19 protein-coding genes are annotated in these 14,514 nt (G+C 40.1%); 16 read left to right on the top strand and 3 right to left on the bottom strand.

Annotation, left to right across the window (positions count from 1 at the left end; genetic code table 11):
• Positions 1-291 precede the first annotated feature (291 nt).
• From glmS to AC58QT_RS13510, 3 genes are all read left to right on the top strand, one after another.
• Positions 292-2,100: a glutamine--fructose-6-phosphate transaminase (isomerizing) gene (gene glmS, locus AC58QT_RS13520; protein ID WP_497409421.1), complete on the top strand. Its 1,809-nt coding sequence runs from the start codon at positions 292-294 to the stop codon at positions 2,098-2,100.
• 8 nt (positions 2,101-2,108) lie between these two features.
• Positions 2,109-2,456, top strand: coding sequence for a helix-turn-helix domain-containing protein (locus AC58QT_RS13515; RefSeq protein ID WP_497409420.1), 348 nt, complete (start codon positions 2,109-2,111; stop codon positions 2,454-2,456).
• 152 nt (positions 2,457-2,608) lie between these two features.
• On the top strand, positions 2,609-2,950 hold the full coding sequence (locus tag AC58QT_RS13510) for a helix-turn-helix domain-containing protein (RefSeq protein WP_497409419.1): 342 nt from the start codon (positions 2,609-2,611) through the stop codon (positions 2,948-2,950).
• An 18-nt stretch (positions 2,951-2,968) separates the two neighbouring features.
• Here the strand turns inward: AC58QT_RS13510 and AC58QT_RS13505 are convergent, their stop codons facing one another.
• Positions 2,969-3,142 (bottom strand): anti-repressor SinI family protein, encoded by a 174-nt coding sequence (locus tag AC58QT_RS13505; protein ID WP_497409719.1) that lies wholly within the window; start codon positions 3,140-3,142, stop codon positions 2,969-2,971.
• A 196-nt stretch (positions 3,143-3,338) separates the two neighbouring features.
• Here AC58QT_RS13505 and AC58QT_RS13500 point away from each other — a divergent pair, with 196 nt between their 5' ends.
• Positions 3,339-4,205 (top strand): metallophosphoesterase, encoded by an 867-nt coding sequence (locus AC58QT_RS13500; RefSeq protein ID WP_497409418.1) that lies wholly within the window; start codon positions 3,339-3,341, stop codon positions 4,203-4,205.
• 43 nt (positions 4,206-4,248) lie between these two features.
• On the opposite strand, the gene AC58QT_RS13495 is transcribed toward AC58QT_RS13500, so the two are convergent.
• Positions 4,249-4,695, bottom strand: a complete 447-nt coding sequence (locus AC58QT_RS13495) for a hypothetical protein (RefSeq protein ID WP_497409417.1) — start codon at positions 4,693-4,695, stop codon at positions 4,249-4,251.
• A 250-nt stretch (positions 4,696-4,945) separates the two neighbouring features.
• On the opposite strand from AC58QT_RS13495, the gene AC58QT_RS13490 reads away from it, so the two are divergent.
• Positions 4,946-5,452 carry a tyrosine-type recombinase/integrase gene (locus AC58QT_RS13490; protein WP_497409416.1) on the top strand — a complete coding sequence of 169 codons (507 nt, stop codon included), beginning with the start codon at positions 4,946-4,948 and terminating at the stop codon, positions 5,450-5,452.
• 31 nt (positions 5,453-5,483) lie between these two features.
• Here the strand turns inward: AC58QT_RS13490 and AC58QT_RS13485 are convergent, their stop codons facing one another.
• Positions 5,484-5,852 (bottom strand): helix-turn-helix domain-containing protein, encoded by a 369-nt coding sequence (locus tag AC58QT_RS13485; protein ID WP_497409718.1) that lies wholly within the window; start codon positions 5,850-5,852, stop codon positions 5,484-5,486.
• A gap of 628 nt (positions 5,853-6,480) precedes the next feature.
• On the opposite strand from AC58QT_RS13485, the gene AC58QT_RS13480 reads away from it, so the two are divergent.
• The 11 genes from AC58QT_RS13480 to AC58QT_RS13430 all read left to right on the top strand — a co-directional run bounded on the left by AC58QT_RS13480 (position 6,481) and on the right by AC58QT_RS13430 (position 14,458).
• Positions 6,481-7,485, top strand: a complete 1,005-nt coding sequence (locus AC58QT_RS13480; protein WP_497409415.1) for an LCP family protein — start codon at positions 6,481-6,483, stop codon at positions 7,483-7,485.
• Positions 7,486-7,791: 306 nt separating this feature from the next.
• On the top strand, positions 7,792-7,968 hold the full coding sequence (locus AC58QT_RS13475; protein WP_497409414.1) for a hypothetical protein: 177 nt from the start codon (positions 7,792-7,794) through the stop codon (positions 7,966-7,968).
• A 107-nt stretch (positions 7,969-8,075) separates the two neighbouring features.
• A complete protein-coding gene (locus AC58QT_RS13470) occupies positions 8,076-8,516 on the top strand; it encodes a hypothetical protein (protein WP_497409413.1) in 441 nt (146 codons plus the stop codon).
• Positions 8,510-9,277 carry a tyrosine-protein phosphatase gene (locus AC58QT_RS13465; protein WP_497409412.1) on the top strand — a complete coding sequence of 256 codons (768 nt, stop codon included), beginning with the start codon at positions 8,510-8,512 and terminating at the stop codon, positions 9,275-9,277. The genes AC58QT_RS13470 and AC58QT_RS13465 overlap by 7 nt, the downstream gene beginning before the upstream one ends.
• A 15-nt stretch (positions 9,278-9,292) precedes the next feature.
• Positions 9,293-10,048, top strand: a complete 756-nt coding sequence (locus AC58QT_RS13460; protein ID WP_497409411.1) for a YveK family protein — start codon at positions 9,293-9,295, stop codon at positions 10,046-10,048.
• Complete coding sequence (locus AC58QT_RS13455; RefSeq protein WP_497409410.1) at positions 10,029-10,718, top strand: CpsD/CapB family tyrosine-protein kinase; 690 nt, start codon at positions 10,029-10,031, stop codon at positions 10,716-10,718. The genes AC58QT_RS13460 and AC58QT_RS13455 overlap by 20 nt, the downstream gene beginning before the upstream one ends.
• 51 nt (positions 10,719-10,769) lie before the next feature.
• Positions 10,770-11,663, top strand: a complete 894-nt coding sequence (gene galU / locus AC58QT_RS13450) for a UTP--glucose-1-phosphate uridylyltransferase GalU (protein ID WP_497409409.1) — start codon at positions 10,770-10,772, stop codon at positions 11,661-11,663.
• Between the two features lie 11 nt (positions 11,664-11,674).
• Complete coding sequence (locus tag AC58QT_RS13445; protein ID WP_497409408.1) at positions 11,675-12,367, top strand: sugar transferase; 693 nt, start codon at positions 11,675-11,677, stop codon at positions 12,365-12,367.
• Between the two features lie 84 nt (positions 12,368-12,451).
• Positions 12,452-12,910 (top strand): PssD/Cps14F family polysaccharide biosynthesis glycosyltransferase, encoded by a 459-nt coding sequence (gene pssD / locus AC58QT_RS13440; protein WP_497409407.1) that lies wholly within the window; start codon positions 12,452-12,454, stop codon positions 12,908-12,910.
• Positions 12,907-13,389, top strand: a complete 483-nt coding sequence (gene pssE / locus AC58QT_RS13435; protein ID WP_497409406.1) for a PssE/Cps14G family polysaccharide biosynthesis glycosyltransferase — start codon at positions 12,907-12,909, stop codon at positions 13,387-13,389. Before pssD ends, pssE begins: the two co-directional genes overlap by 4 nt.
• Positions 13,390-13,399: 10 nt before the next feature.
• Positions 13,400-14,458, top strand: coding sequence for a glycosyltransferase family 4 protein (locus AC58QT_RS13430; protein ID WP_497409405.1), 1,059 nt, complete (start codon positions 13,400-13,402; stop codon positions 14,456-14,458).
• Positions 14,459-14,514 lie beyond the last annotated feature (56 nt).

Genomic DNA, 14,514 nt, shown 5'->3' with positions numbered 1-14,514 from the left:
GTTGGCTTATGAACTTTGGTCCATTTTCATACGATGATGAATCATTTTCTGCAGTAAAGTTAGTTTCATTTGAGTGTCGAGGCAGTCGCGATAGAGGATATAGTTGTAGTCATGCATGAATTGATGGTACCTACGTATTATCTGTCTCCATACGTTTATCCAAAATGAAGTCATGGCATGAATTCCTCCCTTCTGTACAAACGTATGAATACATAGACAAATCTATTCAGTTATTCCTAAATACTGACTAGTCGTTCGTTATTAAGAATTTAAATTGGGGAGGTCATGCAAATGTGCGGAATTGTGGGATATATCGGCGGTCAGGATGCGAAGGAAATATTGGTTAAGGGATTAGAAAAGCTAGAATATCGGGGGTATGATTCCTCCGGTATTGCCATTCTAAACGAGAGTGGCCTACATCTGTATAAAGAGGAAGGTCGTATTGCAGCGCTTCGCGAAGCAATTGATCAGGAGCAAATCGCTCGGGTTGGGATCGGTCACACAAGGTGGGCAACGCATGGAAAACCAAGTAAGCGCAATGCGCATCCTCATCAAAGTCACAATGGTAGATTTACAGTCGTGCACAATGGTGTAATTGAGAATTATCAAGAGCTGAAGGAGCAGTCCCTTTCGCATATTCCGTTCTCTAGTGATACAGACACGGAAGTCATTGTACAGAAGATGGGGCTGCTCGTGGAAAGTGGATTATCTGTTGAGGAGGCTTTTCGGCAGTTACTTCTAGCCATTAAAGGTTCTTACGCGGTAGCTATATTAGATAGTCATGACACGGAAACGATTTATGTTGGCAAAAATAAGAGCCCATTACTCATTGGTCTTGGAAGCGATTTCCACGTTATAGCGAGTGATGCGATGGCGATGCTGCAGCTTACGAATCAATTCGTCGAATTGATGGATGAAGAGATGGTTATTCTTCGCCAGCATACCAAGATCATTAAAAATCTGCATGGTGAAACTGTTCAAAGAAGACCTTTTCAAGTAAAATTGGACGCCAGGGATATAGAGAAGGGGTTATACCCGCACTATATGCTTAAGGAGATTGATGAACAACCATTGGTTATTCGCAAAGTGATATCTAAATATCAGGATAGCCAGGGTGGAATAAGAATTGATCGGCAGTTGCGTGAACGTATGAAGACGGCGGATCGCATTTATATCATAGCTTGTGGGACTAGTTATCATGCAGGGTTGGTTGGTAAGCAACTGATCGAAAATATCGCACATATTCCCGTTGAAGCCCATATCGCCAGTGAGTTTCTATATAACAGACCTATTCTGTCTGCGAATCCACTGTTTATCTTTATTTCACAAAGCGGCGAGACGGCAGATAGCCGAGGTGTATTGGTTGCGATTAAACAGATGGGGTATCCTACAGTCACGATAACTAACGTACCAGGCTCGACATTATCCCGTGAAGCGGATTATACGTTACTCACGCATGCAGGACCAGAGATTGCTGTAGCTTCGACGAAAGCCTACACGGCACAAATTGCTGTGTTAGCGTTGCTTGCCTTCGATAGCGTAAGAGAGAATGGAGTCGGGGAACGACTGTCCATGAATCCTTTTCATGAGCTGAGTATTGCCGCAAACGCAATGGAAATCATGATTAATAAGAAAGAGATGATGGAAGAGGTCGTTTGGAAATATCTCACTTCCTCACGGAATTGTTTTTTTATCGGTCGAGGGGTAGATTATTATGTTGCTTTGGAAGGTGCGTTAAAGCTCAAGGAGATTTCCTACATTCAGGCTGAAGGGTTTGCAGGGGGAGAGCTCAAGCATGGCACAATTGCGTTAGTGGAGGAGGGGACGCCAGCCGTAGCACTTATTACCCAGTCGCATATTCGAGCGAATGTTCGTAGCAATGTGCAAGAAATGATGGCACGTGGAGCTAATGTCTGTATGATTAGTATGGAAGGATCCGAGGAGAGAGGCGATCAGATTGTGCTGCCTGCGGTCCATAAGCTTCTTACCCCCTTGGTGTCAGTTATACCGTTACAATTAATCTCTTACTATGCAGCTAAATATCGGGGCTGTGATATTGATAAGCCCAGAAATCTTGCCAAAAGTGTCACTGTGGAGTGATGATAACGATGATTGGTCACAATATATCGAGCATTCGTAAGCAAAGGGGATATACATTGTCCGAACTTTCGGAGCGAACAGGTATTTCCAAGTCGTATTTAAGCAATATTGAGAGGAATTTGAAGCAGAATCCTTCTATTCATGTGATTGAGAAGATTGCTTTGGTTCTTAAGGTTGATCTGAAAATCCTTTTGAAGATTGCTGTAGAAGTGGAAACCAATCAGCAGCTGGATCAGGAGTGGTTAGATTTTATTGCGGACTTAAAAAAGTCAGGAATCAAGAAAGAACGGATCCATGAGTTAAAAATATTGATAGAGTTCATGAACTGGCATAATGGCAAGATAACGAGTGTATGATGAGACCTTAAGTAGCTTATTACTGGTAGAAAGCAAACACTAGCCCCTCAGGGGGCTAGTGTTGTTCTTTATTAGGAACAATATTTGTTCTTTACTAGGAATTCTGTTATACTAATAGAAGTAACTACTACATTTTAAAGGGAAGATCTCATATGATTGGTAAACGTGTACAACAATTAAGGAAAGAGAAGGGCCTGTCCCTTACAGAATTGGCTGAACGGGCAGGTGTGGCCAAATCGTATATTAGCAGCCTAGAGCGAGACATCCAAAAGAATCCGTCTATTCAGTTTCTAGAGAAAATTGCAGCTGTATTAAAAGTGCCTGTCGACCGACTTATTGATGATCAAGAAGAGTTAGTTGTAGGTGAGCGCGAGTTGGATGAGGAATGGTATGACATTATTAAAGAAGCTATGACTTCTGGCGTAGATAAGCAGCAATTTCGGGAGTTTTTGGATTTCAATAAATGGAGAATGAAACGGCCTAACGATGAATAGTTAGCTTGCTATTTAAATTTATGGGGACATACAAGGATTATTTTCATTTGTGTTTTGTGTTGGTTTCATGGGTTGGAAAGGGTTTCTTAAGAAGGCACGGATATCATCCATGGTAAGTCCCATCTTACGAGCGCTCATAATAAGATTGATCCACTCAGCATCATACTCTTCTAAATCCGTTTGTTTTAGCATGTTCACAACCGACCCCTCCAAAACTTTCTGTGTAAGATACGCTTTGTATCGTTATATGTATTATCGCATGTTTTTTCTCCGAAATCAATCCCGTTAACATTAAAATTATACAAACTGTATCATAGGTCGTGAAGGGGATTATGTATTATTATGTATGGATACAAGTCTTTAGACCTAGTTGGGAGGCGGACGCAGCATGGACGATACCCCCTTAAGTCGCAGGTCATTCCTCAAGCATAGTCTATTGGCGGTTGGTTCACTAGGGTTGTTAACGGGACTGGGTGGTGCATATGGTATATTCGGTGAGCCGAATTGGATCCAGACAACGACGGTCAAACTATCCTACAAGCGTTACCCAGCTTCGTTCGCAGGTATGCGAATCGTACAATTCAGTGATACACATATTAGCAAATATTATGGCTTATCTCAATTAACCAGATTGGTAGAGCTGCTGCAGAGACAAGAGCCTGACATCCTTGTGTTTACTGGCGATTTATTTGATTCCAGACATGGCCAAATATCGAGTGACGTGATTCCAATTCTATCGCAGCTTCAAGCGGCGCATGGTAAATTTGCGGTGCTAGGTAATCATGATCTGCGAATGGATGCGGAACGAATCACAGAGGTACTGGAGCAATCTGGTTTTAAAGTACTCGTCAATGAAAACCATCGAATCAGTCGGGGGGATGAAAGTATTCATATCGTCGGTGTAGATGAGATGTTCCATGGTACCCCTAATCTACCACTCGCGCTACAAGGGATAGAGGAAGATGAATTCGTCCTCTTGCTCGCACATGAGCCTGATTTCGCTGACTTGGCTTTGAAACACCCAATCGATTTACAACTTTCCGGCCACAGTCACGGCGGACAGATTCGTATTCCTTTCTATGGCAGTGTGTTCACACCAGATCTAGGTCAGAAGTACTCAATGGGGTTGTACAATTTCGATGGAACTGAGTTCCATGTGTACACTAATCGCGGTATCGGTACGACTTTATTGCCTATTCGATTTAATTGCCGACCAGAGATTACTGTATTTGTCCTCGAGACGAATTCCATATAAACGCAAAAACTCCGCAGCACACTGGATGCAGCGGAGTTTTCTATTAATAGCAGAACCATTTCTTCCAGATATCATAGGAATCTTCACATTCAATATCTTCATAATCGAAATCATCCCAACAATCTTCCCAATCATAATCGTCCCAGCCGTTATTGTTGTTATTGTTGTTATTGTTGTTGTTATTGTTGTTATTGTTGTGATTGTTGTTATTATTGTTGTTGTTGTTGTTGTGATTGCCCTTATCTTTGTCCTTGTCTTTGTCTTTATCTTTGTCGTTGTTGTTGTTGTTGTTGTTGTTGTTATTATTGCTGTTCGTGTTGCCATATGTATTTGAATTGAAAATTTTACTTAAATTATTCATGAATTGAGAAAGTAGACTATTCTTCTGTGAATTTCCGTTATCATAGCCTGAAGCAAAGGCTGATGCAGGAAATAGAATGGTAGTCAATAGGATAACAATAAGAGGTATTCTTAGCATTTTTTTGAACATAGGTGGCGCAACCTCCTTTCTTAGTAGTATAGTAGTATCATATTATTGTTCTTTATTAAGAATTATACATTAATTTTTCGGGTTTGAGAACAGTGAAAGGCATAGATCATTTCTTAAATTTATGATACAATATGTAACATAATAGATGTAAAGGGAGTGGTATGCCAAAAAAATGATATATTTCCCCAATGATAGATACATAACGTAACATATTCTATGAAACTAATTAAGGTATTGTGAGGTGCTATGCATGCAAGTTGTTCAACCCATCAGAGAACAGGAAAAGATTGAGCAGATTCAAGAAGTGTTGAAAGAGCAATCAGTGCGTGACTGGCTTCTGTTCACAATTGGGATTAATTCAGGACTTCATCTGAGTGATATTCTCTATTTAAAAGTGAAAGATGTGACGGATCGAAATGTGGTAAGCGTAAAAGAGGAGAAAACGGGGAAAGTAAAGACATTCCAGCTTTCTTCGCAGCTGAAGGCTTATATTAAGGAATATGTCCAGTATATGGATGAAGACAATTTCTTATTTCCTTCTCAACGCACCGGCTACCCTATTAAGAGAATACGTGTGTATCGGATTCTAAATCAAGCTGCAAAGCAAGTAGGCTTAACTGATATAGGCACGCATACCCTTCGTAAGACCTATGGCTATCATTACTACCTCAAAACGAGAAATGTCTCTGTACTTAGAGATTTATTTAATCAGTCAGCACCATCTGTGACTTTAAAGTATATCGGTGTCAACAATTAATCAAAGGCTGAGCGTTGCAACCAGTTAGTACTTATTCTAACGAACGCTCAGCCCTAACAAAAGCAATGAATCGTCTTGCTTCCTCCGCGGATAGTCGCTTGCCATCCACAGTTAATGAGAACTTTTGTAAAATACCCTCATCTGTTAAATCAAGATTTTCGACAAAATCACGCACATCGGCATCTAAAACAGTTTGTTGAGCATTAGTACGCCCAAGCAAATAGTCAATAGAAACATTGAAGAAGTTAGCAATCTTATTAATAGTCTCATAATCGGGTTCGCGGCGATTCGTCTCGTAATGAGACAGTGATGCCCTAGAAATACCTATTTTAATTGATAAATCCTCTTGGGTTAGGCCTCTTTTTTCGCGTAAGAGTGCAATACGATCTCCATACTTCAGCTTGATCAGTCCTCACTGTTCATAATCATTCAATTATTATATCCACTATCATTAACGAAATATACCAGAAGACAATTATATCAAAGCTAAGAATCATTTGACTAGATACAAAATGTATTCGAAATAACTTGAAACCTCTTGATAAGTTACGAAATGTATCATATAATGAATATTATATACATATTGTAACAGGTTACGACAATTAGTCATAGATTAAGGGGTGGTTATAAATGATTATTTTTGAAAAAGTATTTTGTGTCGAATGCAACGCAATCGTAGATAAGTGTGAGGCCAAGAAGATTTTTAAGACAGGCTACTATCATACGACAATTCCTTTGGCGCACTGTATCAAGTGTGATACGGTACAAACGATCTATTTTCCAAGCTTTATCGAAGGTATGACTGCTGCAAGTTGGATTTGAACAGATAAGGCGGGATCAACTTGAGAGGCTTAAAATGGTTGTGTAATCACAAATAAGCCACGTTCTCTTAAGTAAAATAAGAGGCGTGGCTTATTATTTTGTCATATTCTCGTGTTTTATGGGGATAAATAACTTCCTTGTTTTTCTATAATCGCGATGATACAATACGTATCTGAATAAATAGATAAGTTAAAGGGAGTGACTACATGCGTCGTTGGGTAGTTTACACTGCAGGCTTTCTCTTTGTTGGATTCATTGGGGGAGGATTAGGACTTTATTGGAAATATGAGCCTGCTCATCACTTTAAGCATATTGATGTACCGGTATTAAGTGAGCCATCGACATCTCTTTCTGTTAGGGGGGAAGCGGCGTTTGTTCAGTCGAATGCATTTGTGGAGTCAACGCCTCAAGTTACGCAGCAAGCACCTCCAAAGCCGATGAAATCATTCAATGTGCTTATCCTGGGTACAGATGCAAGAGGTGAGGAATACGCAAGGTCTGATGTTATTATGGTTCTACACATTGTTCCGAGTACACGTAAAATCATGATGATATCCATCCCTAGAGACAGTCGCGTCTATATCGAAGGTGTTGGATACACCAAAATCAACCATGCACACTTGCTTGGTGAGATGAAGGGAGGCAACGAGGAGGGGACGAAGAAAGCCCTTCAGACGGTATCAAACTTTCTGGATGTGCCCATTAATTATTATATAAAAACAAATTTTAAAGGTTTTGAAGATTTTATTGATACCATTGGCGGTGTCCAAGTTGAAATTGCAAAGGATATTTATTTATTTCATTCTCAAGTAACCTTGCTTCAAGGTGTACAACATATTGATGGCAAATTAGCTTTAAGCTTAGCTAGAGAACGCTATGCTTTTGCAGATGGGGACTTCGGCAGGCAAAGTGAGCAGACACAACTATTGAAAACAGTAGCTACAGAAATCTTAAAGCCAGAGAATATTGGAGAAATTGCGGGTTTGCTAACGAAGGTGAAGAAGGATATCGTGGATACCAACTTTGAGGATAACGATCTGATTAGCTTAGCTTGGTTATTTAAAGGAATGACAGCAGAAGATTTTACAAGTAAGCAAATTCCAGGTCGAAGCGGTTATGAAATGGATCCTATCGTGCATGTAAACTTGTATTACTGGATTCCGGACATGGTAAAGGTGAAGGAAATTAGCAATACGCTGCTAAAGGAATAAAGCTACTCAGAGAACGGTGAACCTATCATAAACATGACATGAAGTGTTTTTGACATTATATTATGATTTTTACAAAAATATCTTATTACAAGATCGCCTGATTCTATCAGACATGGGTGCGCTTCCAAGATTTCATAAGCTCTAACATGCAGGATTCTTAGCATAAACACGGATTTAAAGGCATAACTTTGAAAACAAAAGATGTTATTTTCATGCCTGTAATACAAGTCTTTGAGAAACTAATTATTAGTCATAATTAAGAAAAAATGTCATAAAACATAACATGATCAGGAGTGGTGTTCTTTTATGGTCAAAGAAAAGCCAGTAACACTTGAGATTAACGATGTTTTAAGTCATTTGGGACTGGATATGCAACAGTTTCTGTTGTGGAAAGAGAGCCAGTCGAAGAAAACCCTCCAAGTAAATCAAGGCATTGCTCCCTCAATCACAAGCGATAACACACGTCGCACCGCATCCAAATAAACCCCTAAATAAACGTTTACTTACACCGCTTTATCGCATATGAAAGTTAGCACTGTGTATACTCAAATCTATTGTGATACAAAATGTAACATGGAGGAGGGGAATAGATGACTACAACATTTGCAGATGAATCTGAATTGTTTTTGAAATATCCTTGTTATGGTCTGATGAACCTTAAGCAAATTAACAAACAAATGTTGGATTCTAAGTATACCCCTTTTAAAGTGATTGACATTAGTCCTTCACGAATGGGCTTTAGTTCTTATTTAAGCCTACCCATAAATGAAAATGTGATTTGGCGCTTTCAATTTAAGCTACATAGCGAAGTGTTATCCTTGTGCGGGGTTCTTCGTGAAAAAAGCTTATTAGCAAATGGATATATCTACGACGTCGAGTGGCTGGAGGAAGATCTATTTACAGGAGCAGCTGTGCTCCAATCCTTAAGTTTCTGGGAACATCAATTTAAGTATGATTTTGACAAGGCTGTACGTGGCTATGCCAATGTAATGGAGTTAGCGAATACGACAAGCATGGATGTCTCATGTTAATTGATACGCACTGTCACATTTTACCTGGTCTTGATGATGGCGCTGGAAGTCTGGAAGAAGCTATTGAAATGGCTATACAGGCCTCCAGCGAAGGCATTACAACAATTATGGCTACCCCTCACCATGGTGATGGAAAACACGATAATAAAGCGAATGACGTTGAATCCGCGGTACAAGAGCTCAACGCTGCACTGGAGAAACATCAAATTCCGGTTCAAATCCTCCCAGGCCAAGAAGTAAGAGTCTCCAAGGAGCTGCTTCTTGATTTGGATGCAGGGCGAATTCAAACCTTGAATCGCAGCCAATACCTATTGCTCGAACTACCCTCAACTGGGATTCCAAGTTATTTTGATGAAATGCTGTATGAACTGCATGTTCTAGGACTAACCGTCATTCTGGCACATCCAGAGAGACAGTTGGATTTTATGCGCAATCCTCGCTTGCTTTACAACTACGTGCAACAGGGGTGTCTGTGCCAAACAACCTCGCAGTCCATCATGGGGCTATTTGGCCGTAAAATACAAAGGTTCGCTATGTATATTTGCCAATCGCATTTAGCTCATTTGATCGCCTCGGATGCACATAATTTGGCCAGTAGGAGGAGTACTTTGGCAGAAGCTTATTCTTACTTAGAAAAGATTCAGGGTCGTAAAGCTCTGGAGCAGTATTCAATGAACGCAGCATGTGTCATACAGAATGAAAGGATTGTGCCGGAGAACTATCCGTACAAACAGAAATGGTGGTTTCTAACAGTACATTAACGATTGGGGGTCACTATGGAAATCGAACTCAGACATTATTTGACCATTGTTCAAAAAAAGATAGGGTTAATTGCAAGCATTGTGCTTCTGGCAAGTGTAGTTACTGGGCTTGTAAGCTACTATGTGATTGCTCCTCTTTACGAAGCGAGTTCTAAGATTATCGTCAATAAATCGACGGATATCCAAGGCAGAGATAATCTCGATTACGATTCCATACGGACAAATGCATTGTTGATTAAGACGTATAAGGAAATTATTTTAACCCCTGCCATACTGGACAGTGTTGTTACGAAGTTTCCTGATCTTGGTTTAACAAGTGCTGAGCTCAAGGAGATGATACTGGTTAGCTCAACCGTGGATACGCAAGTGATGACCATATCCATTAGAAGTATTTCCGCTGAGAACGCAGCTAAGACAGTAAATGCTGTCTCCGACGTATTCAAGAATACGATTCCTTCCATTATGAAGGTAGATAATGTTGTCATTTTAAGCGAAGCAAAGCCTGAGGATAATCAAGGTCCTGTTTCACCGAATATGATCATGAATGTGGCGATTGCTTTCGTAGTGTCACTAATGATGGCTATTAGCCTCGTATTTCTCTTGAATTATCTGGACGATTCTATTCAGTCGGAAACCGACATTGAACAATATCTTGGTTTACCTACACTCGCTACCATTTCTAAAGTAAAACCAGAAGATATGCAAAACAAAGCACTTTCTAAATCACATAGAAAGGTAGGTGATACGGTCTATGCGAACGCTAATCAATAAGCATCAGCTCATTACGGAATTGCATCCGAAATCACAAGTGTCTGAATCGTATCGGACCTTAAGAACAAACATTCAGTTCTCATCGATTGATCGCGTCTTGAAGACCATCTTAGTTACATCAGCACAGCCTGGTGAAGGCAAATCAACGACAGCTGCTAACTTAGCCGTTGCCTACGCACAAGAGGGAAAGAAGGTACTGATGGTTGATGCGGATTTACGAAAGCCTACCATTCATCATTATTTCGGTATGTCGAATCGGTATGGTTTGACCAGCGCACTAGTAAACCGAACCCCATTCGATGAGTTCATCAGTGAAACGTCGATTGAGAATCTATTCTTGATGACTTCAGGTCCAATTCCTCCGAATCCATCTGAATTGCTCATGTCGCAGAAGATGACTGCTTTATTAGAAGAAGTGGCAGCCAAATTTGATGTTGTTATTATTGATTCGCCCCCTACACTAGCTGTTGCTGATGCACAAATTTTGGCAACAAAATGCGATGGCGTCGTCATGGTCATTTGCGATGGGAAAGTAAAACGAGATATGGCTAGGAAGGCTGTTCATAACTTGGAACGCGTTCAAGCGAAGATTCTAGGCGTTGTTCTCAACAATAAGCGTCAAAGGAAAAGTGATGCAGCGTATTACTACTATTATGGAAATAAGGAATAATTAGATTCCAAAGACGCTAAATAGAGAGAAAAGCATTAGGAGGAGTATTGAATGGAGAGAACCGTAAGGAAAGCAATTATTCCTGCAGCTGGTTTAGGAACCCGATTTTTACCCGCAACGAAAGCGATGCCGAAAGAAATGCTGCCCATTGTTGATAAGCCGACCATTCAATACATCGTTGAAGAAGCTATTGAATCAGGTATTGAAGACATTATTATTGTAACGGGCAAAGGAAAGCGTGCCATCGAAGATCATTTCGACAATGCGTTTGAATTAGAATACAGCTTAGCGGAGAAAGGGAAGATGGAGCTTCTTGAGGAAATTCTGAGGCCCGCCAAAGTAGACATTCATTATATTCGTCAGAAGGAAGCGAAAGGACTCGGTCATGCTGTTTGGTGTGCACGTCGCTTTATTGGTAACGAACCATTCGCTGTGTTGCTAGGTGATGATATCGTAACGGCAGACGTACCTTGCTTAAAACAACTGATGAATCAATATGAACGAACGCAATGTTCCGTAATAGGCGTGCAGCCTGTTTCTGAGGAAGAAACCAAACGCTATGGCATCATTGATCCTGTGAATAGGAATGGAAAGTTGTATCAAGTTCGCAATCTTGTGGAGAAACCACAACCAGGGACAGCACCTTCCAAACTGGCTATTATGGGACGATATATTCTTACGCCGGAAATATTTGAATTTCTCGACCTTCAGGAACGTGGTGCAGGAGGAGAGATCCAACTGACGGATGCCATTTCGAAACTGAATGAGATACAGAATGTGTATGCCTATCATTTTAATGGGATTAGGTATGATGTGGGTGAAAAGCTCGGGTTTATTCTCACTTCGTTAGATTTCGCCCTTCGGAATAATGAGCTTAGAATGCCACTACTACAAGCGCTCAATGAAGTGCTGAAACGTGAAAAGTCACCTCGTGCGATTGGTTAGGAGGGAAGCGAATGTCTAAATTATCCAACGATTCATCGGTGATCGAGGCAAACCAATACTATCCTAGGACAAAGTGGAAAAACGCAGATAGTTCAATGGTTTACTATTTAATTGCTAAACGAGTATTGGATATTCTAGGTGCATGTTTTGGACTGCTTTGTTGCTTGCCCTTGTTCATTGTGCTGGCTATACGTATGAAGATCGAAGATCCAAAGGGACACATATTCTTTTATCAGCAGCGCGTAGGTAAAAATGAAAAAGTATTCAATATGTATAAGTTGAGATCGATGGTATCGAATGCAGAAGAACTTCTTGCGGATCTACTCGATCAGAATGAAATCGAAGGCCATATGTTTAAAATGAAAGAAGACCCCCGTATTACCAAAGTTGGCAAATTCATGCGAAAAACCAGTATGGATGAACTGCCACAATTATGGAATGTGTTGAAAGGGGAAATGAGTTTAGTAGGCCCCAGACCGCCACTACTTCGCGAGGTTGAGCAATACAGTTCCTACCATAAGCAACGGTTACAGGTTACTCCTGGGTGTACAGGGTTATGGCAAGTTAGTGGTCGGAACGAAATTGGATTTGAGGAAATGGTGGAATTGGATCTGACATATATTCGTGAGCGAAGCATTTCATTTGAACTAAAAATTATTCTGAGAACATTTAGCGCCTTACTCGGCTCCAAAAATGCGTATTGATTGAAGTCTGAATTCGTCCATTTGAATGAGGATAACTGGGTATACCTTGCGTTTCCCAGTTATCTCATAAAGGAGAGAGCTTAGATGAAGATTTGTTTAGCTAGTTCTACTGGCGGACATTTGGGGGAATTGAAGAAGATCATTCCAGCAGTTGATGAGCATAATTACTTTATTATTACAGAGCAAAGTGAGATGAGTCGCACGTTGAAATACGAAGAAAGGGTTTATTTCCTAGCGCAGCAAGAAAGAAAAAATCTCTTTCTAATCCTTCATTTGCTCCTTAATTTGTTTATGTCCCTGTATATCTTAGTTAAAGAGAGGCCAAGAGTCATTATAACTACCGGAGCAGGGGCTGTACTTGGACTCTGTTTATTAGGAAAACTGTTCGGATCGAAAATTGTATATATTGAAAGCTTTGCTAAAGTGTATACAGCGAGTGTCACTGGAAAGCTAATTTATAAAATAGCAGATCAATTTTATATTCAATGGGAGCAATTAAGAGAAGTTTATCCGGATGGGACGTACAGGGGGAGCTTATATTGATCCTAATCACCGTAGGTACCCAGAGGTTTCAATTCAATCGATTATTACGTGCCGTAGATCAATTAGTAGAAGAAGGCGTACTGACAGATTCCGTTATCGCTCAGATTGGTTATTCGGATTATAAACCTAGACATTATACGTATTCCGACTTTTACAAACTTGAAGATATTGACCAATTAACGAGAGAATGCGACGTATGCATTACGCATGGTGGAATCGGTTCTATTCTCAATGCGCTTAAATATGAAAAAAAAGTAATCGTGATGCCTAGAAAGCGAGTATTGGGCGAACACGTAGATGATCATCAATCCGAAATTTCATCTGCTTTTCAGGAGAAAGGATATATTCGGGTTGCAGAAGATGTGGATCAATTAAGATTACTTATTTCGAAGATCAATCATGTGCACTTTACCACATACATACAAGAGGAATCCAACCTCCTTTACGCAATTAAGGCTTATATTCAAACCTTAGAATAGAGGGAGCCAGATGAAATCGAAGATACTTGTTGTAGGTTCATCGTTAAAGGATATGGGTGGCATCGTTACGGTCATTAGAAATATTGAGCAATCGAATCTCACGGAAAGCTACGAGCTTACTAGAGTGGAAACTTACGTTACCGGGAGCGTCACGGCTCGATTATACATTTTCATCATAGGGCTGTTTCGCTACCTCTATCAGTTGTTATGGCATAGGCCAGATCTCATACACATTCACATGTCCAATGGTGGAAGCTTTTACAGAAAATCCATTCTGGTGATGATTGGGAAACTAGTCAGAGTACCTATTATCCTGCATATACATGCAGCAAGCTTCGATGATTTTTATAATCACAATAGGTTTCAAAAGAGGTATTGTCAGTTCATACTAAATCATGTTGATTTAGTAGTGGTTTTATCGCAAGAATGGAAAAATTATTTCTCAACAATTGTTCCTATGCAGAAGATAGAGATTCTCTATAATGGGGTTTTTAAAATGGAGGAGCTGATTCATCGGACTCATACGACAACCACTTGTCTTTTTCTGGGGAGATTAGGTGAGCGCAAAGGAACGTATGATCTGCTGCTAGCTATTAAAAACTTGAGGGAAAAAGGTGTTGCTTGTAAGTTTCTGCTAGCTGGTGATGGGGAAATTGCTGAAGTGAAACAGCTCATACATGAATATCAAATTGAAGATAGGGTAGAGGTACTAGGTTGGATTAACGTAAATGAAAAGGAAGAATTGCTGCGCAACGTTGATATGTTAGTCCTGCCCTCCTACAATGAAGGGTTGCCAATGGCCATTTTAGAAGCTATGAATTATTCATTGCCGGTTATCTCCACTTACGTTGGGGGAATACCTGAGGTTATTCAACATGGGGAAAATGGTTATCTCATTGAACCAGGTGATATTGAAGGGCTAACCCAATCATTGGAAATGCTGATTAATGACCAGAACAAGATTGTAACTATGGGAGAGAAGAACAGGACATTGATTCATAATCAATTTGATATCAATATTCTGATGAAAGAGTTATCACACATGTATCAACGACTTATTGTGAAATGACAAATAGCATCTAAAAGGAATGATTCATAATGAGTCTAACGATGAGATGTATCTTG

Source organism: Paenibacillus sp. J31R109 (assembly GCF_059692055.1).
The sequence above is the reverse complement of the archived record's forward strand: the minus strand, read 5'-3'. Positions and strand labels throughout refer to the sequence as shown.